Below are 20,177 nucleotides of genomic sequence, written 5' to 3'. Positions count from 1 at the left end.
GCCGCGTCCCGGCCGGCGTGCTACCGCGCCGCGGTGAAGTCCCCCCGGACCTCGGCGGGCCCGCCCGAGCCGGTCGCGACCGCCGTGTACCGGTCGTCCCCGGCGTCCCGCGCGCCCTCCGCGTGGTTGTACTGCGCCGCGAAGACATGCTCGCCCGCCGGGACCGTCACGCCGTCCTTGAGCGTCCACCGGTAGACCAGCGCACCGGTCTCGGGGCGTACGGAGACGGTGAAGTCCTCTTCGGGCAGCGACCGCCAGGAGCCGGTGTCCCGTACCCCTCCGGTCTGCGCGACGCGTAGTTCGAGGGTCAGCGAGGTCAGTGGTCGGTCCGTTCTGAGCGTGATGTTGCTCTGTGCCCAGTAGGCGTTGCTGTTCGGGTCGAGCACGCCGTCCGACCAGAGATAGCCGTCCTGGGTACCCGCGGGCGGGCTGTCGGGTGTCCCGCTCGACGGGCCCGGGGTGGTCGCCACCGTCCTCGCCCGACCGGCGCCGTCGTCCATGACCGCGTCGAGGGCGAGCGCTCCGACGGCGAGGACGCCGGTCGCCGCGACCGCCGCCGTGGCGACCCGGAACCAGGACGCCGGGCGGTGGGCGCGCCCGCCCGCGGGGCGCGTTTCCTGCCCGGCCATGCCCCGCTCAATGCGCGCGCGCATCCGCTCCCGGTCCGGGTGGTGGGCCCGCGCCGTCTCCTTCAGCCGCCTGTGCAGCTCGTCCATCAGCCCCTGCCTTCGGCACGTGTCGAGGCGCGCCCGGAACCATGTGCCGGGGCGGGCGCCGCGGCACGCTGCGAGGCCACCGTCGCCTGCACCTCTTCCGCTGTGGCACCCGGTCCGAGCAGCCGTCCCAGCTCGGCCATCCCCCGCGACGACTGGCTCTTCACCGTGCCCACCGAGATGCCCAGGGCGAGCGCCGTGTCCCGTTCGGAGAGATCCAGGGCATATCTCAGCACCACACAGGCGCGTTTACGGAACGGCAGCCGCCGTAACGCCGCCTGGACATCGAGCACGGCCGGTACGTCCGGATCGTCGAAGCGATCGCTCCGCTGCGACCAGAACAGCGAGACGCGGCGGCGCTCCCTCACCGCGCTCCGGATCCGGGAACGGGCCAGATTCGCGACCACCCCGCGGGCGTACGCGACGGGGTGATCGGCGGCCCGTACCCGGTCCCAGCGGCGCCACATCGCCAGCAGGGCGTCCGAGGCCAGATCGTCCGCCGTGTCGGCATCGCCCGTCAACAGATAGGCCAGCCGGGACAGTTCGGCGTAGTGCCGCTCGAAGAACGCATGGAACTCGGCAGCGGTGGCGTCATCGACCACTGTGCCCACGGAGCCGCTCCTTGTCCGCTGTCCGCTCCCGCACCGGCCGTTCCCGCCGCCGCGGGATGCGCGAGCCCAGCACTCGCGTGACTCCACCCCTTGTTTCTCCCGGCCTCAGTAGCACAGCCGAGGGGTTCCTGGGGCAGGAATCACGCACTGATGGCTTGATCCGCGTTTCGTCGCACAATTCCGGCCAACCATCGGCGACTTGTGGGTCCGCGGGCAACCCGGAGTGACGTCCTTCTGATCTCACAGGTGACACATAGATGACGCATGGGGCCCGTCATGAAACGTCGGGATATTCCCGGCCGGCGGACCCCGAGCCATCCGTGCGCACCACTGTTGTTCTGGCACTCGCAGACGAGGAACCGATGACCAGACCTCACCACCACAGCCGTACACGCCGATCGGCGATCGCCGCCGGGGCGGCGCTCGCGGTGATCGCGGGCGTGGCGGGAGCCGCGCCGTTCGCCGGAGCGGCGACGCCGGCGGGCCCCAAGCTCTCCCTGATCGCCGCCTCCAACTCCGTGATAATCGACCGCTACGAGGGCGAACCGGGGGTCTATCTGGACCTCGGTACCTATGTCACCGCCGATGGCGGGCCCCTGGAGTTCCGGGTGACCCGCGCGTCCTACAAGGACGCCGTGGTCGCCAAGCAGGTCATCCGCGAGGGGAAGAAGACCACGACCAAGACCCTCCCGAAGGGTCTGGTGAAGGACTTCTCCGGTCTGCCGGGCTTCCTCCAGGTGACCGTCAGCGACGCGGCGGGCGCGGCGGTCGTGAAGACCACCGAGACGTTCTGTCCGAACAACGCCTCGGGCCGGATCCGGCCGGACGCCCCGTCCACCTCGAAGTATCCCGAGAGCTGCTCCACCAACCCGTTCACGCTGGGTTCGGTGTGGGGCGTCGAGAACGGCTGGGCGACCAACACCAACCTGGGGTACTACTCCGAGCCGGTCGACCTGCCGGCCGGGGAGTACACCGCCAAGGTGTCCGTCACCAAGAAGTACCGCGACCTGTTCGGCATGCCCAACACGTCGAAGTCGATCAAGGTCACGGTGCGCGACCGCAAGTGGGACGAGGGGGGCGGGGTCGGAGCGGCTCCCTCGGGAGCCAAGGCCGCGGGTCACGGCGGTGGCCATGGTGGTCATGGCGCGCCGGCGGGGCATGCCGGCGCCTCGGCGCATGTGAGCAGCAACGGCCGCGGGGCCGACGCCCCGGCGCCGCCCGCGCTGCCGAACGCGCTCATGTCCGGCAAGGCCGCGGCCCATCTGGGTGACGGCCCCGGGCACACCGACGGTTCGCGGATCGCGCCCGCGCTCAAGCCCAACGCGAAGCGGCCGACCGGCCGTGCGAGCGTGCCCGACGTACCCAAGCCCGATCTGCGCGCGCTGCCGGCGTGGGACATCTCCATCACCGACGGCGAGGACGGGGACATCCCCGGCAAGGACTATCTGGCGTTCAGCGCGAACGTGTGGAACGCCGGTCCCGCGCCGCTGGTCGTGGACGGCTTCCGCAGTCCCGGCAAGGACCTGATGGACGCGTACCAGTACTTCTACGACGCCAAGGGCAAGCAGGTCGGCTACCAGCCCGCCGGCACCATGGAGTGGGACGCGCGGCAGGGCCACGAGCACTGGCACTTCACCGACTTCGCCAGCTACCGGCTGCTGAGGGCCGACAAGAAGGAGGCCGTGCGCAGCGGCAAGGAAGCCTTCTGTCTGGCCAACACCGACGCCATCGACTACACCGTGAAGAACGCCAACTGGCACCCGAACAACACCGATCTGTCCACCGCCTGCGGTGTGCAGAGCTCCATCTCCGTACGTGAGGTGCTGGACGTCGGCTCCGGTGACACGTACACCCAGTACCGCCCCGGTCAGTCGTTCGACATCACCGACCTGCCGAACGGTACGTACTACATCGAGGTGCTCGCCAACCCCGAGCGCCGGCTCCACGAGACCAGCCTGTCCAACAACACCGCGCTGCGCAAGGTGGTGCTGAGCGGCACGACCGGTGCCCGCAAGGTGACCGTGCCCGCGCATGATCTGATCAACGTTCCCTGATCCGCGGACCGCTGATCCGCGGACCGCTGACGCGCGGTCCTTCGGCGGCGAGGGGGTCCGGGCGGTGCGAGCCGTCCGGGCCCCCGTCCGCGTGCTCATCCGGTGACATCGATTCGCGCGAGCCGCAGGGGGCCGCGCAGGGTGACCCGTAGGTCGTGCACGCCCGAGACCCTGAACCCGGCGTGTGGGGTGGTGCGGTAGTCGTACGGGCCGCCGCCCGCCCGGACCTCGATCACCGCGCGTGTCCCGTCGGTCGTGGTCAGGGTGACCTCCCCCTCGCCCGCCGCGTCGAGGACGATACCGCTCGCGCCGTCCCCGAAGTCACAGTCACGGAAGAGCAGTTCGCCCGCCCTCCGCTCGCCGTCCGAGTCCAGCGGGGTCACCGCGTCACCCGACACCTTGGTCCGGTCGACGATCTCGGTGCCGGTCTGCTCGTCGTAGTCGGCCGCCGCCAGTCCGTTCCGTCTCAGGTCCCTGGCGCACGGGGTGTCGCCCGGGACGGAGAGCCGGACGGAGCGGCGGATGTCCGCGCTGGAGGCCGCCGCCTCGAACACATACGTTCCCTCCGGTACGGTCCACGCGCCGCGCGCCACGTCGTAGTGGCCCAGTTCGTCTCTCCCGACGGCCAGTTGGACGGTACGGGACTCCCCCGGCGCGAGCGGTACGCGGGCGTGCGCGACCAGCTGACGACGGGGACGCGGGACGCGCGGGGCGGCCTGCCCGACATACAGCTGCACCACCTCGTCGGCGGCGCGCGAGCCGGTATTGGTGACCGTGACGCGTGCCCGGAAATCACCTCCTGTCCGGCCGACCTCCAGGGCGTCGTAACGGAAGGACGAGTACGACAGCCCGTGGCCGAAGGCGTACAGCGGCGTGCCGTCGAAGTAGAGGTAGGTCTGCCGCGAGCCGATGATGTCGTAGTCGAGGAGACCGGCCGGATCCGCGTCGTCCGCGTACCACGTCTGGGGCAGCCGTCCCGCCGGTGAGACATCGCCGGCCAGTATCCGCGCCAGCGCGGTGCCCGCCGCCTGGCCGCCGTGCGCGGTCCACAGCAGCGCCGGGAGCACGGCTCCCGCGTCGGCCACCGCGTAGGGATAGCCCGAGGTCAGCACGAGCGCGGTGCGCGGATTGGCGGCGTGCGCGGCCCGCCACAGCCGGTCCTGGTGCGGTGGCAGGGCGAGGGTGCGGCGGTCCTCGGTCTCCCGGCCGTTGATATGCGGGTCATTGCCCGCCACGACGACGACCACGTCGGCGTCGGCCGCCGCGCGGGCCACCGCGTCCTCGCCGCGCTCCAGGACGGCGATCTCGAAAAGTGTGCCGGGACCGGCAACCTTCAGGCCGTCGGCGGCGACCGATACGTACCCGCCGGTCCCCGCGTGTACAAGGAGGTGCCCGCTCTCGTGCTCTTCGAGCCGGAAGGTCTCCTGGACCACCCAGCCGCCCGGTTGATCGGCGGAGGCCCGTACGTACCCGTCCTCGGCGACGGACAGATAGCGGCGGTCGGGCGCGCGCAGCGTGATCAGCCCGTTCCCCCAGTCGGTCAGAACCAGTTCGGTGGCCTCGGCGGCCCCGTCGGCGTCACAGGTCAGCGGCGGGAGGTCGGTACGTCCGGCCGTCAGCGCCGGGTCGAGCGCGCCCTCGGCGTCACGGGTCCCACCCGCCGTCTCCCCCGCCGTCTCCTTCGCCATCCCCTCCACCGGCCCGGACGCCAGCACCCGGACCCAGCCGCCCGTCATGGCCCTGAGCCTGACCCGGTCCGCGCCGTCGGCGAAGGTGATGTGGTCGGCACCGAAGCGGTCACGGAGCCCGTCGAGCGGGGTAAAACGGCGGATCAGGGTGCCGCTGTACCAGTCGAGTTTGCACTCGTCGGCGAGCGGACCGACCAGCGCGACACGGCGGCCCGGCGCGATCGGCAGCAGGTCGTCGTCGTTCTTGAGCAGGACGACGGCCTGCTCGGCCGCCGCCAGGGCGAGCGCGCGGTGTCCGGGGGTGTCGAAGGCCGAGGTCTCCCGGTACGGATCGCGTTCCGGGTCGAACTCCCCGAGCGCGAACCGCACCGTCAGTTGCCGTCGTACCGCCGTGTCGATATCGGCTTCACCGATCAGCCCCCGTTCGAGGGCGCCGCGGATCCGGCCGGTGATCACGGACGCGTCGGTGCCGTGGTCGGTGAAGCTGTCGACCCCGGCGCGCAGCGCCGCCGCGGTGGCCTCCTCATGGGTGTCGAAGTACGCCTCGGCGTCGACGAGATTGCTGGGCGCGCCCGCGTCGGAGCAGACCAGCAGCTCTTGGTCCGTCCAGCCGCGCAAATGCTCGCGCAGCGCGGGCGAGAGATGGTTGGGACGCCCGTTGACCAGGTTGTACGCGGGCATGACCCCGGCCACCGCACCCTCTTCGACGGCCCCGCGGAAGGCGCGCAGATCGTATTCGTGCAGAACGCGGGGGCGGATGGAGGACGAGGTGGTGGCCCGGTCCGTCTCATTGTTGTGCGCGAGCCAGTGCTTGAGCACCGGAGCCGTGCGCCAGTAGTCGGGGTGATCGCCGCGCAGCCCCCGGGTGTAGGCGGTGGCGAGGACGGAGGTGAGCCGGGCGTCCTCCGCGTACCCCTCCTCGTTGCGTCCCCAGAGCGGGTTGCGGAGCGGATTCACCGTCGGGGCCCAGACGTTCAGACCGACCCGGCCGTCCCGCGTGCGCATCGTCCGTATCTCGTGCGAGACGGCCTCCCCGACCCGCCGCACCAGTTCCTCGTTCCAGGTCGCGCCGAGCCCGACGGCCTGCGGAAACACGGTCGCGGGCCCCATCCAGGCGACACCGTGCAGTGCCTCCTGTCCGGTACGGAACGCCGCGACGCCCAGGCGTTCCACCGCCGGGGCGAACTGATGCAGCAGGGCGGTCTTCTCATCGAGGGTCAGCCGCGCGAGCAGATCCTCGACGCGCGCGGCACGGGTCGCCCCGGGGTCACGGAAGAGCGGCTGGTCCTCGGTCACGGAGGGTTCTCCCTGGAGAAGGTCGGTAGGGCCGAAAGAGCCGGAAGAGGCTCCCGTTCGACTTTCGAAGCGCTTCGATGCTCCGAGTCCGCCGGTCGGCTGTCAAGACATCCCGGGGAGCCGGGCACCGCTGCCGTATCCGGACAACTTCCTTTCTCATCACGCTTGTTGACCGGGACTGACCGATCGGCGAGGAATCTTGGAGGCGGCTCTTGTGCCTCCGGAAGGGTTCATTTAACCTCGCAGCAACATCGAAGCGCTTCGACAAATCTTCGACACCGCAGCCGACCGGTGGGCTTCCGCCGTACGTTCCTGCGCACCACGAAGGGTTTGACGCAATGACGCCGAAGTCCTCCTCCGCACCGAGCAGGAGAAGCTTCCTCGCCTCCACCGCGGTCGCCGCCATCGCCGTGGCAGGCGGCGCACCGCTGCTCACCGCCTGCGGTGGTACGCGGAGCGGCAAGAAGGAGGGCACCACCTCCAGGAAGGAGGCGCGGAAGATCCTTCCGGCCTTCGTGGCACAGAGCGTCGTGGCACCGGACATCCCGCCCGAGAACGGCTCCTCCGCCGGATTCACCCGGGCGATCGCCGACGCGGATCTCAAGGGCTCGGTGCCGGAGAAGCTCGGCGCGGGCAGCCGGATCACCATCATGTCGCCGTACTGGGGCACCCCGCCGTCCGGTGACAACCCGTACTACGCGGCCATGAACGACGCGATCGGGGTACGGACCGTCTGGCAGAACCAGGACGGCAACACCTACGACGAGAAGCTCGGCGCCGTGCTCGCCTCCAGCGGGATCCCCGATGTGGTGATCGTGCCCGGCTGGAATCTGACCGGCAAGATTCCAAGCGCCGTCAACGCCAAGTTCGAGGACCTCGGACCGTATCTCTCCGGCGACAAGGTCAAGGACTTCCCTAATCTCGCGGCCGTGCCGACCGACGCGTGGCAGCGCTCGATCTTCGGCGGCGCGCTGCGCGGCATCCCGATGCCCGCCTCGTATGTCGTGAACATCGCGCCCTTCTACCGCGAGGACCTCTTCGAGCAGCGCGGATACGAACTGCCCCGCACCGCAGAGGAGTTCCTCGCGCTCGCCAAGGAGATCACCAGCGCCAGATCGAAGGTGTGGGCCTGCGACGACATGAAGTGGACCGCCTTCAATATGTTCGGGGTGCTCTCCGGCAACGACAAGGCCCTGGGGTGGGACCTGGTCGACGGCAAGCTGGTCAACCGTGTCGAGACCCCCGAGTATCTGGAAGCCCTGGAGTGGACGCGCAAGCTGTACGCCGCCGGGGTGGTCCATCCCGACGCCAAGGCCGTACAGGGCGACGCCGGCAACCGGTTCACGGCCGGTCAGGTCCTGATCTACAACCAGGACCTCTCCCACTGGTACGCGAAGACCGTCGAGCAGGCGGCCACCCCCGGGTTCGCGATGGGCGCCCTGGACCTCTTCGGCCACGCGGGCGGTGACCCGGAGCTCTACGCCGTTCAGCCCGCGAGCATCTGGGCCTTCGTCCGGAAGGGCTCCTCGGAGAAGCTGGTCAGGGACGTGCTGGCGATGGCCAACTTCACGGCCGCGCCGTACGGCACGAAGGAGCGCATGCTCACCGACTACGGCGTCGAGGGCACGCACTACACGGTCGAGAAGGGGCTGCCCGTCAAGAACGACAAGGGCACCATCGAGGTCGCCGGCACCTTCGACTACACCGGTGACCCGGCCGCGTATGTCGCCCACCCCGACCGACCCGATATCGCCAGGGCGCAGGTGGAGTGGCAGCAGCGCATGGGCGCCTTCACCAAGAAGACCTCCTTCTACGGGCTGACCATCACCGAGCCCACGCGCTGGACCAATCTCGCCGATGACTTCGAGCAGTTGGAGGACGACATCGTCCGCGGCCGGAAGAAGATCGGCGATATGCGGCGGGCCGTCTCCGACTGGCGGAGCGGGGGCGGAGACCAGTTGCGCGACTGGTACGGAAAGCTGCTCGACGAGTCCGGACCGGCCGCGAACTGACAGGCGCCACACGACGCAGGGAGTTCAGGTGTCGCAGAGCACGCTTCCGGACGCGGACGCACGCCGGCGTGCGCGGAGCGCACCCCGGCCACCGCGGCGGAAAGGCGGGAACCGGCCGCCGAGGCGCGGACGGACCTCCGGACCGGCCCTCCGGGTGCGGTGGCGCCGGGACCGGGCGCTGATCCTGATGACGCTGCCCGCGGTGCTCCTGGTGCTCGTCTTCAGCTATCTGCCGATCCTCGGCAATGTGGTGGCCTTCCAGGACTACGACCCGTACCTCAGCGACAACGGCTTCGTCGCGATACTGGAGAGCCCCTGGGTCGGTTTCGACCAGTTCGCCCGGATCTTCGGCGACTCCGCGTTCTGGGCGGCCGTACAGAACACCCTGGTGCTGTTCTTCCTCCAGCTGGTGCTCTACTTTCCCGTCCCGATCCTGTTCGCGCTGCTGATCAACAGTGTCGTACGGCCCAGGGTGCGTGCGGTCGCCCAGGCCGTGCTGTATTTGCCGCACTTCTTCTCCTGGGTCCTGGTCGTCACCGTCTTCCAGCAGATCTTCGGCGGCGCGGGCATCATCGCCCAGACACTGCGGCGCCATGGCGTCGAGGGCTTCGACCTGATGACCGACCCGGACCTCTTCGCCTTCCTGCTGACGGCCGAGGGCGTCTGGAAGGACGCCGGGTGGGGCATCATCGTCTTCCTCGCGGCGCTCGCCTCCGTCAACCACGAGCTCTACGAGGCCGCGGCGATGGACGGGGCGGACCGGTGGCGCCGGATGTGGCATGTCACCCTGCCCGCGCTGCGCCCGGTGATCGCCCTGCTGCTGGTGCTGCGCGTCGGCGACGCGCTGACCGTCGGCTTCGAGCAGATCCTGCTCCAGCGCGACGCGGTGGGACGCGACGCGGCGGAGGTGCTGGACACGTTCGTGTGGTGGACGGGCATCCGGAACCAGGACTTCGGCTACGCCGCCGCCGCCGGTCTGGTCAAGGGCGTCATCGGTCTGGGGCTGGTGCTCACGGCCAACAAGGTCGCCCATCTCATGGGCGAGCAGGGGGTGTACAAGAAGTGAGCGGCACCGCCACCCCCACCGGCTCCGGAACCGCCGCCCCGCGTGGGCGCCGTCCCTGGTCCGCGCCGCCGCGTCCGGTCTGGGAGGAGAAGCCCACCGGGGCGGGCCTCGCGGGCAAGGGCATCGCCCTCTCGGCCGCCTGTCTCGCGATCCTCTTCCCGCTCTGGATCGTGATCGTCACCAGCCTCTCCTCACGGCGCACCATCGACGCGGCCGGCGGTCTGGTGATCGTGCCCAGAGACCTCACCCTCATCGCGTACGAGGAGCTGCTGAGCGGCGGCCAGGTGCAGCGCGCCGCCCTGGTCAGCCTGGGGGTGACGGTCGTGGGCACGGCGTTCAGCATGGTGGTGTCCGTCCTGTGCGCGTACGGGCTCTCCCGTACGCACTCACTCGGCCACCGCTGGATCCTGATGACGCTGCTGGCCACCATGTTCTTCGGGGCCGGGCTGATCCCGACCTATCTCCTGGTCCAGGCGCTGGGGCTGACCGATACCTATCTGGCACTGATCCTGCCGGGCGCGGTGAGCGTCTTCAATGTCCTGGTCCTGCGCTCGTTCTTCATGAACATCTCCCCGGAGCTGCTCGACAGCGCGCGGATCGACGGCGCGGGCGATCTGCGGATCCTGTGGCAGATCGTCATTCCGCTCTCCCGGGCCGTGATCGCGGTCATCGCGCTCTTCTACGCGGTCGGCTACTGGAGCGCCTGGTTCAACGCGTCGATCTATCTGACGGACCAGGACATGATGCCGCTGCAGAACGTCATGATCCAGCTGGTGCAGAAGCAGGAACCGCCGACGGGCCTGGGGCAGCGGATCAAGACCGGCGGGCTCTCCCCGCTCGCCGTGCAGATGGCCGTCATGGTGCTGGCGCTGCTGCCTGTCGCCGTCGCCTCGCCCTTTGTCCAGAAGCACTTCAGGAAGGGCATGCTCACCGGCGCTGTCAAGGGCTGACGCGCCCCCGGGCCTGCTCGCGCACGACCTCACCAGGTGCCGCCCCGGCGCGCACTCCCCCACGACGGAAGGTGACGTCATGTCCGATCCGACGCATGGACCCCGCAGACGTACGGTTCTCAGCACGGCCTCGGGGACGGCGGCGGCCCTCGCGCTGACCGGCGCCCCGGCGGTGGCCGCGCCCCAACGCTCCCCCGTCGCCGACGGCCGGGCGGCGGCGGAGCAGCCGTACCGCTGGCGCGCGGTCACCATCGGTGGCACCGGCTTCCTCACCGGCGTGCTCTTCCACCCCGCGGTCAAGGGACTGGCCTACGCCCGTACCGACATCGGCGGCGCCTACCGCTGGGACGACGCGGCCCAGCGCTGGACACCGCTCACGGACCATCTCGGCTGGGACGACTACCATCTGCTCGGCGTCGAGGCCATGGCCGTCGATCCGAACCAGCCCGACCGGCTCTATCTCGCTCTCGGCGCCTATACGCAGTCCTGGGCCGGCGACGGCGCCGTGCTGCGGTCGGCCGACCGGGGGGCCACCTGGAGCCGTACCGCTCTGCCCGTGAAACTCGGCGGCAACGAGGACGGCCGGGGCGCGGGCGAGCGATTGCTCGTCGACCCGCGTAACGGCGACACCCTCTATCTGGGCACCCGCCATGACGGACTGCTCACATCGACCGACCGGGGCGCGACCTGGGCCGCCGCCCCTTTCCCCGCCGCCGCGAGCGCCTCCGGCCAGGGCATCACCTTCCTGGTGGCCGCCGGGCGTGTGGTGTACGCGGGGTGGGGCGACGGCGGCGGCGCGCTCTACCGTACGAGCGACGGCATGGCGTGGGAGGCCGTCCCCGGTCAGCCGTCGGGCGCGGCGGCGCGGGTGCCGATCCGCGCGGCCTTCGACGCGAACTCCCTCTCCCTGTACGTCACCTATGCCAACGCGCCCGGCCCCAACAACCAGACCGACGGATCGGTCCACCGGCTCGACACCGCCACCGGCGGCTGGACCGAGGTGACGCCCGTCCGGCCGTCGGGGGCCGATGCCTTCGGCTACGGGGGTGTGGCCGTCGACGCCCGGGTCCCGGGTACGGTCGTCGTCTCCACCAACAACCGCTGGGGACCGGTCGACACCCTTTATCGCTCCACGGACGGCGGCGGGAGCTGGGTCTCGCTCAAGGACACCGCGACGCTCGACATCCGCGAGACGCCGTATCTCGGCTGGGGCGCCACGCCCAAGTTCGGCTGGTGGATCCAGACCGTCGCGATCGATCCGTACGACTCGAAGCACCTCGTGTTCGGCACGGGCGCCACCCTGTTCGCGACCCGCGATCTGGTGCGCTGGGCGCCCTGGATCCGCGGTCTGGAGGAGTCCGCGGTGCGCCAGCTGGTCTCGCCCGCCACCGGAACCGCCCCTCTGCTCAGCGGTCTCGGCGATATCGGGGTGATGTACCACGAGTCGCTGACCGTCTCCCCGTCCCGGGGCATGGCCACGAACCCGGTCTTCGGTACGGCGACCGGTCTGGCGCTCGCCACGCTGAAGCCGGCGTATGTGGTGCGCACCGGCTGGGGCGACCACGGGAACGGCGCCTCCTCGACGGACGGCGGCCGGAGCTGGCGGCCGTTCGCCGGGCAGCCCGCGATCGCCTCGACCGCTCCCGGGCCGATCGCGGTGAGCGCGGACGGCGCCACGCTGCTGTGGTCGTTCGTCCACTGGGACGGCACACGGCACCCGGGCTTCCGCTCCACCGACGGGGGCGCCGGCTGGAGCGAGGTGGCCACCTTCCCCCGGGGCGCGGTACCGGTCGCCGACCCGGTCGACCCGCGGTGTTTCTATGTGTACGACACGGACGGCGGCGCCGTGTACCGCTCCACGGACGCGGGCGCGACGTTCGTACGCGGCGCGGGCGGACTGCCGTCCGGGGATGTCCAGTTCCGGATCGCGGCGGCGCCGGGACGGACCGGTGATCTCTGGTTGTCGGCCAAATGGAATGGGCTGTTCCGGTCGACCGACGGCGGTCGTTCCTTCACCAAGGTCACCAGCTGCTGGGCCTCGTACGCCCTCGGTTTCGGCAAGGCCGCTCCGGGGGCGGCCTATCCCGCCGTCTTCCAGACCGGCGCGACGGAGGGCTTCGTCGGGGTGTACCGCTCCGACGACGCCGGGGCCGGCTGGATCCGGATCAACGACGACGCCCATCAGTGGGGCTGGACCGGTGAGGTGATCACCGGCGATCCACGCGTCCACGGCCGTGTCTATCTGGGCACCAACGGCCGCGGTATCCAGTACGGAGACCCCGCCTGATGCCTTCCCTGGACGACGCCACGCGGGGCCGGGTGCTCTTCGGCGGCGACTACAACCCCGAACAGTGGCCCGAGGAGACCTGGGCGCGGGACGTGCGGCTGATGAGGGAGGCCCGGGTCAACTCCGTCACGCTCGGGGTCTTCTCCTGGGCGAAGCTGGAACCGCGGCCGGGCGCACGGGACTTCGGCTGGCTCGACCGGCTGATGGACCTCATGGCGGAGAACGGCATCGGGGTCGTCCTGGCCACCCCGACCGCTTCTCCGCCGCCGTGGATGGGGTCGCGCCATCCGGAGACGCTGCCGCGTGACGAGGACGGCCGGATCGTGTGGTGGGGCTCGCGGCAGCAGTTCTGCCCCAGCTCGCCCGTCTACCGCGCGTACGCCGCCGCCCTCACCGAGGACCTCGCGGCGCGGTACGGCGGCCATCCGGCGCTGCGCATGTGGCACATCAACAACGAGTACTGCACCCACTGCTGGTGCGACGAGACGGCACGCCACTTCCGCGCCTGGCTGCGCGCCCGGCACGGCGGCCTCGACGCGCTCAACGAGTCCTGGGGCACCGCCTTCTGGAGCCAGCGTTACGACAGCTGGGACGAGGTCATCCCGCCCCGGCGCGCCCAGTATCTGCGCAACCCCGGGCATACCCTCGACTTCCGGCGCTTCACCTCGGACGCGCTGCTGGAGTGTTACGCCGCGGAACGCGACATCGTCGTGCGCCACACCCCGGACACCCCGGTGACCAGCAACTTCATGCCGTTGTGGAGCGGTCAGGACGGCTGGGGATGGGCGGAGCGCGAGGATGTGGTGTCCGTCGACATCTACCCCGACCCGAGGGATCCGTACGGCGGTCAGTACAACGCGATGCTCGGCGATCTGACCCGCTCCCAGGCACGGGGTCCCTGGGTACTGATGGAACAGGCGGCGGGGTCGGTCAACTGGCGGGGCGTCAACCACCCCAAGCCGGCCGGCCTCAATCGGCTGCTGTCCTGGCAGTCGGTCGCGCGCGGCGCCGACGCCATCTGCTACTTCCAGTGGCGCCAGTCCCGGCAGGGCGCCGAGAAGTTCCACTCCGGGATGCTCAGCCACGCGGGCGAACAGGGCCGTACCTTCCGGGAGATCACCCGCATCGGCGCGGAACTGGACCTGTTGGGAGCGGAAGTGACGGGCACGCACACCGTCGATGAGATCGCCGTGCTGCACGACTGGGACTCCTGGTGGGCGGACCAGCAGGACGGCGGGCTCTCGTCCCGTCTGGACTACCCGGAGGTCCTGCGCGCCTGGCACCGCGCCCTGTGGGAGTCGAACCTCCGCACCGGCTTCGCCCGTCCCGATCACGACCTGAGCACCTACCGGCTCGTGGTGGTACCGCACTTGTATCTCCTGACCGACGCCGCGATCGACAACCTGGTCCGGTACGTACGCGACGGCGGCACCCTCGTGTCCGGTTTTCTGACGGGCGTCGCCGACGAGGACGACCGGGTGCGGGAGGGCGGGATGGACGCCCGGCTGCGCGAACTGTTCGGCATCGGCACGGTCCACGAGTGGTGGCCGCTGGACGCGGACGAGACCGTGGAGTGCGACGGGTTCCGGGCCACCCTGTGGTCAGAGGAGCTGGAGGTGTCGACGGGCGAGACCATCGCCTCGTACACGAGCGGAGAGCTGGCCGGGCTTCCCGCCGTCCTGCGCAACGGCCGTGCCTGGTACGTCTCGACGCTCCCCGAACCGGAGGCGCTGCGTGCGCTGCTCGCCCGGGTGGCGGACGGCGCGGGTGTCCGGCCCGTGCTGGACGGAGGGCCCGAGGGGGTGGAGGCGGTACGCCGGGGCGAGCTGCTCTTTCTGCTCAACCATGGCGCGAAGGACGTCACCGTGACGGTGGGCGGCCCGTACCGGGAGCTGCTCGGCGATCGCGCGGTGAACGGCTCGGTCGAGCTGGGCCGCCACGGTGTGGCGATCCTCCGTCCGGGCTGATGCCGTGACGAACCACCGAGTCGCCGAACCACTGAACCACCGAGCCACTGAACCACTGAACCACCGAGCCACCGAGTCACCGAGGAATCGCCGACCCACTGACCCGCTGAACCCTCAGGGAAGGGACGCCATGAACCTCCGTACCCCGGGCAGGCTGCTGCTCGCCCCCACGGCCGCGTTCGCCGCGCTCATCGGCTTCGCCGCCGCCCCCGCCCACGCGGCCATCTGGTCCTCGTCGGACCAGTGGGGCTCGTACACCACCTCCGACGGCTACACGCTCTACAACAACATCTGGGGTTCGGGCGCGGGCTCCCAGACCATCTGGGCCAACTCCTCCTCGAACTGGGGGGTATGGGCCGCCCACCCCAACACCGGCGGCATCAAGTCGTACCCCAACGCGAAGAAGGTGATCAACAAGCCGCTGGACTCCCTCTCCTCGCTCCGGAGCAACTACCACGTCTCCGTGCCGTCCTCGGGTGCGTACAACACGTCGTATGACATCTGGGACACCGACTACGACTACGAGGTCATGCTCTGGGTGAACCACAACGGCGCGGTCGGCCCGCTCGGCACCTCACAGGGCACGGCGACACTCGGCGGCCACACCTGGAACGTCTACAAGGGGAACAACGGCGGAAACGAGGTCTTCTCGTTCCTGCGCACCTCGGACTCCACCTCCGGCACGGTCGACATCCTGCCCATTCTGAGGTGGATCAAGAACACCAAGGGCTGGTGGGGCAACGAGACCATCGGGGACGTGCAGTTCGGCTATGAGATCACCTCGTCGTCCGGCGGTCTCGACTTCACCACGAACAGCTTCTCGGTCTCGGGCGGCTGACGTCGCGTCAGTTCCGTCGCGGCGGCGGGTCCCCGGCGACGGACCGGGGACCCGCGCTCTCCCGCACGGTCAACTCGGGCCGCAGCAGCAGGACTTCGTCCATCCCCCGGCCCGCGAGCTTCGCGACCACCTGCTCGACCGCGTGCCGTCCCATCTCCTGTGCCGGTACGGCGACCGAGGTCAGGGGGACGGAGGCATGGACGGCGACCTGATCGGGGCAGATGGCCACCACCGAGATGTCCTCGGGCACGGCGCGCCGCTGCTGGCGCAGCAGGGCCAGCAGCGGGTCGGTGGCGGCCTCGTTCTGGACGATGAACGCGGTGGTGCCGGGGCGTTCGTCGAAGATCCGGCCGACGGTGGCGGAGACGGCCGCGTAACTGCCCTCACAGGGCCGGTGCAGCAGCCGCAGCCCCAGCTCCCCGCTGCGCTCGCGCAGACCGCTCAGCGTACGTTCGGCGAAGCCGGTGAGGCGTTCGTACACCCCCGGGGCCTCGCCGATGACCGCTATCTCGCGGTGGCCGAGACCGGCCAGATGCTCCGCGCACACGGCGCCCGCGGCGGCGAAATCGAGGTCCACACAGCTGAGTCCGGTGGTGTCGGCGGGCAGTCCGATGAGCACCGAGGGGCGCCGCGCCTCCCGCAGCAGCGGCAGCCGGTCGTCGTGCAACTCCACATCCATCAGGATCATCGCGTCCGCGAGGGCGCTGCCCTCGATCCGGCGCACCGCCGCCGGCCCCTCCTCGCCGGTCAGCAGCAGCACGTCGTAGCCGAAGGTACGGGCCGTGGTCGCGACCGCGATGGCGATCTCCATCATCACCGGTACGTACATGTCGGTGCGCAGCGGCACCATGAGCGCGATGATGTTCGACCGGCTGCTGGCCAGTGCGCGGGCACCGGCGTTGGGGTGGTAGCCGAGCTGTTCGATGCTGCGCTCGACCCGTTCCCGGGTGGAGGCCGAGATGGACCGCTTGCCGCTGAGGACGTAGCTCACCGTGCTGGCGGACACTCCGGCATGCTGAGCGACATCGGCGAGGGTGACCATTCAGCTCTCCAGGCGGGCCGGTTGAGAAGTGAAGCGCTTCGACGTCCTTCGACAGATCCGCCTTCGAGGTTAGATGGCGCGTCCATGACCTGTCCATAGTCGGATCGAAGCGCTTCGACACCCGTACGACGAAGAGCGGGTCCGGCCGACCCGGCCGGACCCGCTCACACGAGAGTGACTCCCGGTTATGTCACCAGCTCCGTGCGCGCGCCGACCGCGGTCTCCCAGTCGGCGGCGTCGGCCACCAGCGCGCGGTAAGGACGGGCCGCCCGCGCCATATTGACGGAGACCGCGCCGCAGACCCTGCCCTCGCGCCCGTAGAGCGCGATGAGCTTGCGGTCCGCGACGGCGCCCTCCACGACGCGCATGTGGTCGGCGCCCCGCGTACGGCCGAAGATCTGCACCTTCAGGTCGTACTGATCGGACCAGACATACGGAACGGGAGCGAACGGAACGGCCGCCGCGGGCCCGGCCAGGATGTTCCTCGCGACGGCGAGACCCTGTTCGGCGGCGTTCGTGCGGTGCTCGATCCTGGTCGGCGCGCCGGTGCGCGGGTGCAGCCAGCAGGCGACATCGCCGGCCGCCCAGACCCCCGACCCGGCGTACAGGGTGGGATCGCACTCCACTCCGTCGCCGACCGGCAGACCGCTTCCTTCCAGCCAGCCGGTGCTGGGCCTGGCGCCGATCCCGACCAGTACCGCGTCCGCGGGGAGCGTACGGCCGTCGGCCAGCCGGACCCCGGTGACACGGCCGCCCTCGGCGGCGATCCCCTCGACGAGCACGCCTGTCTCCAGCCGTACTCCGTGGTCGCGGTGCACCTCGGAGAGCATCGCGCCCAGTTCCGGACCGAGTACGTCGGAGAGCGGCATCGGGACATCGCTCACCATGGTGACCTCGGCGCCCAGTTCACGGGCGACCGCGGCGGCCTCGCAGCCGACGAAACCCGCCCCGACGATGACGAGCCGCGGCCGGCCGCGCAGATCGTCCCGCAGACCGAGGGCGTCCTCCAGGGTGCGCAGCACATGCACCCCGGCGATGCCTTCCGTACCGGGCAGCCGACGGGCGGTGGCGCCCGTCGCCACCACGAGGGCGTCGTAGCCGACCCGTTCACCGTCGGCCAGGACGACCTCGCGCGCGGTGGTGTCCAGGGACGTCGCCCGGACACCGAGGCGCAGATCCAGCCGGAGGTCCGTCAGTACGTCCTCGCCGCGCAGCCGCAGCCGCTCGGGTTCCCAGGCGCCCGACAGCAGCTGCTTCGACAACGGCGGTCTGTCGTAGGGGAGATGGACCTCCTCACCGATGACGGTGATACGCCCCTCGAAGCCGGCCCGGCGCAGCCCCTCGGCGGTGGCCATACCCGCCGCCGAGGCACCGACGACGGTCACCTGCCGGACTTCACTCACTCCCGCTCCGCTCACTATCGCTCCAGTCGGATCGCGGCGGCCGGACAGATGAGCGCGGCCTCGCGTACCTGCTCGTGCAGCGCGGCCGGCGGCCGCGCGTCGAGAACGAATGCTATGCCGTCCTCGTCACGCTGGTCGAACACCTCCGGGGCGACGTTGACGCACTGTCCCGCTCCGCAGCACTTGTCCTGGTCGAGCTGAACTTCCATGATCTGCCCCTCTGTTCCCGTTCCGGCGCTCACCAGGCCACCGGAAGCCCGTACACCCCGTACACGGCCATGTCGCCACGGAAGCGGATGTCCTCGAACGGCACGTCGAGCCGTAGCTCCGGCAGCCGGCGGATGATGGTCTCCAGAGCTATCTGGAGCTCCACCCGGGCCAGTGGCTGGCCCAGGCACTGGTGGACTCCGAAGCCGAAGGCGACATGGCGGCGCGCGTCCCGGGTCACATCGAGGTCCCCGCCCGACGGGAAGACACCGGCGTCGCGGTTGGCCGTGTTGAGCGTGCAGATCACACCCTCGCCCGCGCGGATCGTCCGGCCGCCGACGGTGACATCCTCGGTGGCGGCCCTGGTGACCCCGTTGTGCACGATGGTCAGATAGCGCAGCAGTTCCTCGACCGCCCCCTTCACCAGGGAGGGGTCCTCCTGGAGCCGGGTCCACTGGTCCGGTTCGCGCAGCAGCGCGAGCACCGACAGCGCGGTCATGTTCGCGGTCGTCTCATGGCCGGCGATCAGCAGCAGCAGCCCCATGGACGCCGCCTCACCCACGCTGAGTTCGCCCCGGGCCGTCAGCCGGCTGATGATGCCGTCGTCGGGCGTGTGCTCCTTGGCCTTCGCCAGCGCGATCAGGTATTCGCGCAGTTCGTCGCTGGCGGTCGCGACCTCGGTCTCCGTCGACGCGTTGTGCAGCAGGACGCGGCTGCGCTCCTGGAAATAGTCGTGGTCCTCGTAGGGCACCCCGAGCAGACGGCAGATCACCAGGGACGGCAGCGGCAGCGCGAACTCCGCGACCAGGTCGGCCGCCGACCCGGAAGCGGTCATCCGGTCCAGCAGCTCGTCGGTGAGGCGCTGGATCTCGGGGCGCATCGCGTCGATCTTCTTGACCATGAAGTCGGCGGTGAGCATCCGGCGCAGCCGGGCGTGGTCCGGGTCGTCCATCCGGATGAAGCTCGACTCGCCCGAGGCCAGCTTCTTGCGGGCGGGGGTGAGGAAGGGATACCCGGGGCGGGTGGCCTCGGCGCTGAACCTCGGGTCGCCGAGGACCGCGCGGACGTCTTCATGACGAGTGATCAGCCAGCACTGGGAGCCGTCCCAGAGCGTCACCCGGGTCACGGGGGCCTCCTCGCGGGCCTGTTCGTACTCGGGCGGCGGGGAGAAGGGGCAACCGCCCCGGGAGGCGGGGGCGGTGAGGAGCGGGGGGTGGTCGGTGACGGTCATGGGGGGGTTCTCCTTCGCACAGGGTGCGGATGGACTTCCGGGGAGACCGAGCAACGAGCGAATTGCCTAACAAAAGCAATTAACTCTCGGTCACGCTAACGCGCCTGTACGTGCGGAAGGAAGGGGGACAGAAGGGCGGGTTCCACATTGGCCGAATGCCGACCGCCGCTACCTGCGCCCCCTTGCGCGGTGATGCCGTTACAGTTCCTCCATGCCGGACGCCGACACCGCCCCGGAACCCACCGCCGCACTGGAGAAGATGCTGGCTCTGCTGTCATATCTGCTCACCCGCTCCCAGGCGCACGACCAGCAGATCTCGCAGGCAGGCGTGACCGCCCGCCGCTCGGACGTGTATCTGCTGCTGGCCCTCGACAAGAGCGAAGGCGGCAGCCGGGTCGGCGATCTCGCCGAGCGGCTCATGGTGGAGCCCTCCCATGTCACCCGTCAGATCGCCCGGTTGCAGGCCCAGCGGCTCGTCGAGCGCACACCCGATCCGCTCGACGGCCGCGCCCGCCGGGTGGTGATCACGGCGGCGGGGACGGCCCTCCTCACCCAGCTCCACCAGGCCAACCGCGACAGTCTCCAACGGGCCCTGCACGGCGTGGCGGAGCGCGACATCGCCACCACCGTCGATGTGCTCCAACGGCTCGTCGACGGTTATGTGCGCCGGGTACGTACGCAAGCACATCCGGAGCAGTACGAGACCCATGCCCCGGGCGCGGCCGGCGGCGTCCCCGACCAGCGGGCGTCAGGCGTTCAGGAAGCCGGCTGATCCACGGCGGATCCCGCTGCGCCGGCTGTCCCCCCACACT

At 70.4% G+C, this 20,177-nt stretch carries 14 protein-coding genes and 1 pseudogene; 8 read left to right on the top strand and 7 right to left on the bottom strand.

Going from position 1 to position 20,177, the window contains the following annotated elements; translation table 11 throughout:
• Nucleotides 1-20: 20 nt before the first annotated feature.
• Nucleotides 21-716, bottom strand: a complete 696-nt coding sequence (locus AB0M67_RS07045; RefSeq protein WP_365743466.1) for a hypothetical protein — start codon at nucleotides 714-716, stop codon at nucleotides 21-23.
• Entirely contained in the window at nucleotides 716-1,324 is a 609-nt protein-coding gene (locus AB0M67_RS07040) for a SigE family RNA polymerase sigma factor (RefSeq protein ID WP_365743464.1), read from the bottom strand. Before AB0M67_RS07040 ends, AB0M67_RS07045 begins: the two co-directional genes overlap by 1 nt.
• A gap of 362 nt (nucleotides 1,325-1,686) precedes the next feature.
• Between AB0M67_RS07040 and AB0M67_RS07035 the strand changes: the two genes are divergently transcribed.
• Nucleotides 1,687-3,378, top strand: a complete 1,692-nt coding sequence (locus AB0M67_RS07035; protein ID WP_365743462.1) for a lysyl oxidase family protein — start codon at nucleotides 1,687-1,689, stop codon at nucleotides 3,376-3,378.
• 95 nt (nucleotides 3,379-3,473) lie between these two features.
• Here the strand turns inward: AB0M67_RS07035 and AB0M67_RS07030 are convergent, their stop codons facing one another.
• Nucleotides 3,474-6,362, bottom strand: a complete 2,889-nt coding sequence (locus AB0M67_RS07030) for a glycoside hydrolase family 3 C-terminal domain-containing protein (RefSeq protein ID WP_365743460.1) — start codon at nucleotides 6,360-6,362, stop codon at nucleotides 3,474-3,476.
• Between the two features lie 338 nt (nucleotides 6,363-6,700).
• Here AB0M67_RS07030 and AB0M67_RS07025 point away from each other — a divergent pair, with 338 nt between their 5' ends.
• From AB0M67_RS07025 to AB0M67_RS07000, 6 genes and pseudogenes are all read left to right on the top strand, one after another.
• Complete coding sequence (locus tag AB0M67_RS07025; protein WP_365743457.1) at nucleotides 6,701-8,374, top strand: extracellular solute-binding protein; 1,674 nt, start codon at nucleotides 6,701-6,703, stop codon at nucleotides 8,372-8,374.
• 142 nt (nucleotides 8,375-8,516) lie between these two features.
• Nucleotides 8,517-9,440 (top strand): annotated as a pseudogene (locus tag AB0M67_RS07020) (ABC transporter permease subunit); the annotation flags it as partial.
• Nucleotides 9,437-10,390: a carbohydrate ABC transporter permease gene (locus AB0M67_RS07015; protein WP_365743455.1), complete on the top strand. Its 954-nt coding sequence runs from the start codon at nucleotides 9,437-9,439 to the stop codon at nucleotides 10,388-10,390. The pseudogene AB0M67_RS07020 and the gene AB0M67_RS07015, both read left to right, overlap by 4 nt.
• A gap of 79 nt (nucleotides 10,391-10,469) precedes the next feature.
• A complete protein-coding gene (locus AB0M67_RS07010; RefSeq protein WP_365743453.1) occupies nucleotides 10,470-12,677 on the top strand; it encodes a 1,4-beta-glucanase in 2,208 nt (735 codons plus the stop codon).
• Nucleotides 12,677-14,644, top strand: a complete 1,968-nt coding sequence (locus AB0M67_RS07005) for a beta-galactosidase (RefSeq protein ID WP_365743451.1) — start codon at nucleotides 12,677-12,679, stop codon at nucleotides 14,642-14,644. Before AB0M67_RS07010 ends, AB0M67_RS07005 begins: the two co-directional genes overlap by 1 nt.
• 130 nt (nucleotides 14,645-14,774) lie before the next feature.
• The gene (locus AB0M67_RS07000; protein ID WP_365743450.1) at nucleotides 14,775-15,482 is read left to right on the top strand and encodes a hypothetical protein; all 708 of its coding nucleotides are present in this window, start codon (nucleotides 14,775-14,777) and stop codon (nucleotides 15,480-15,482) included.
• A gap of 7 nt (nucleotides 15,483-15,489) precedes the next feature.
• Here the strand turns inward: AB0M67_RS07000 and AB0M67_RS06995 are convergent, their stop codons facing one another.
• The 4 genes from AB0M67_RS06995 to AB0M67_RS06980 all read right to left on the bottom strand — a co-directional run bounded on the left by AB0M67_RS06995 (nucleotide 15,490) and on the right by AB0M67_RS06980 (nucleotide 19,365).
• Nucleotides 15,490-16,524: a LacI family DNA-binding transcriptional regulator gene (locus AB0M67_RS06995; protein WP_365743448.1), complete on the bottom strand. Its 1,035-nt coding sequence runs from the start codon at nucleotides 16,522-16,524 to the stop codon at nucleotides 15,490-15,492.
• 185 nt (nucleotides 16,525-16,709) lie between these two features.
• Nucleotides 16,710-17,927, bottom strand: a complete 1,218-nt coding sequence (locus tag AB0M67_RS06990) for an FAD-dependent oxidoreductase (RefSeq protein WP_365743446.1) — start codon at nucleotides 17,925-17,927, stop codon at nucleotides 16,710-16,712.
• A 14-nt stretch (nucleotides 17,928-17,941) separates the two neighbouring features.
• Nucleotides 17,942-18,136, bottom strand: a complete 195-nt coding sequence (locus AB0M67_RS06985) for a ferredoxin (protein ID WP_365743444.1) — start codon at nucleotides 18,134-18,136, stop codon at nucleotides 17,942-17,944.
• 29 nt (nucleotides 18,137-18,165) lie between these two features.
• Entirely contained in the window at nucleotides 18,166-19,365 is a 1,200-nt protein-coding gene (locus tag AB0M67_RS06980; RefSeq protein ID WP_365743442.1) for a cytochrome P450, read from the bottom strand.
• A gap of 211 nt (nucleotides 19,366-19,576) precedes the next feature.
• Between AB0M67_RS06980 and AB0M67_RS06975 the strand changes: the two genes are divergently transcribed.
• On the top strand, nucleotides 19,577-20,137 hold the full coding sequence (locus AB0M67_RS06975; protein WP_365743440.1) for a MarR family transcriptional regulator: 561 nt from the start codon (nucleotides 19,577-19,579) through the stop codon (nucleotides 20,135-20,137).
• The last annotated feature ends 40 nt before the right edge of the window (nucleotides 20,138-20,177 follow it).

Origin of the sequence: Streptomyces sp. NPDC051662 (genome assembly GCF_040681655.1) — a bacterium.
Taxonomy (GTDB): Bacteria; Actinomycetota; Actinomycetes; order Streptomycetales; family Streptomycetaceae; genus Streptomyces.
This window is presented reverse-complemented; position numbering and strand designations above follow the sequence as displayed.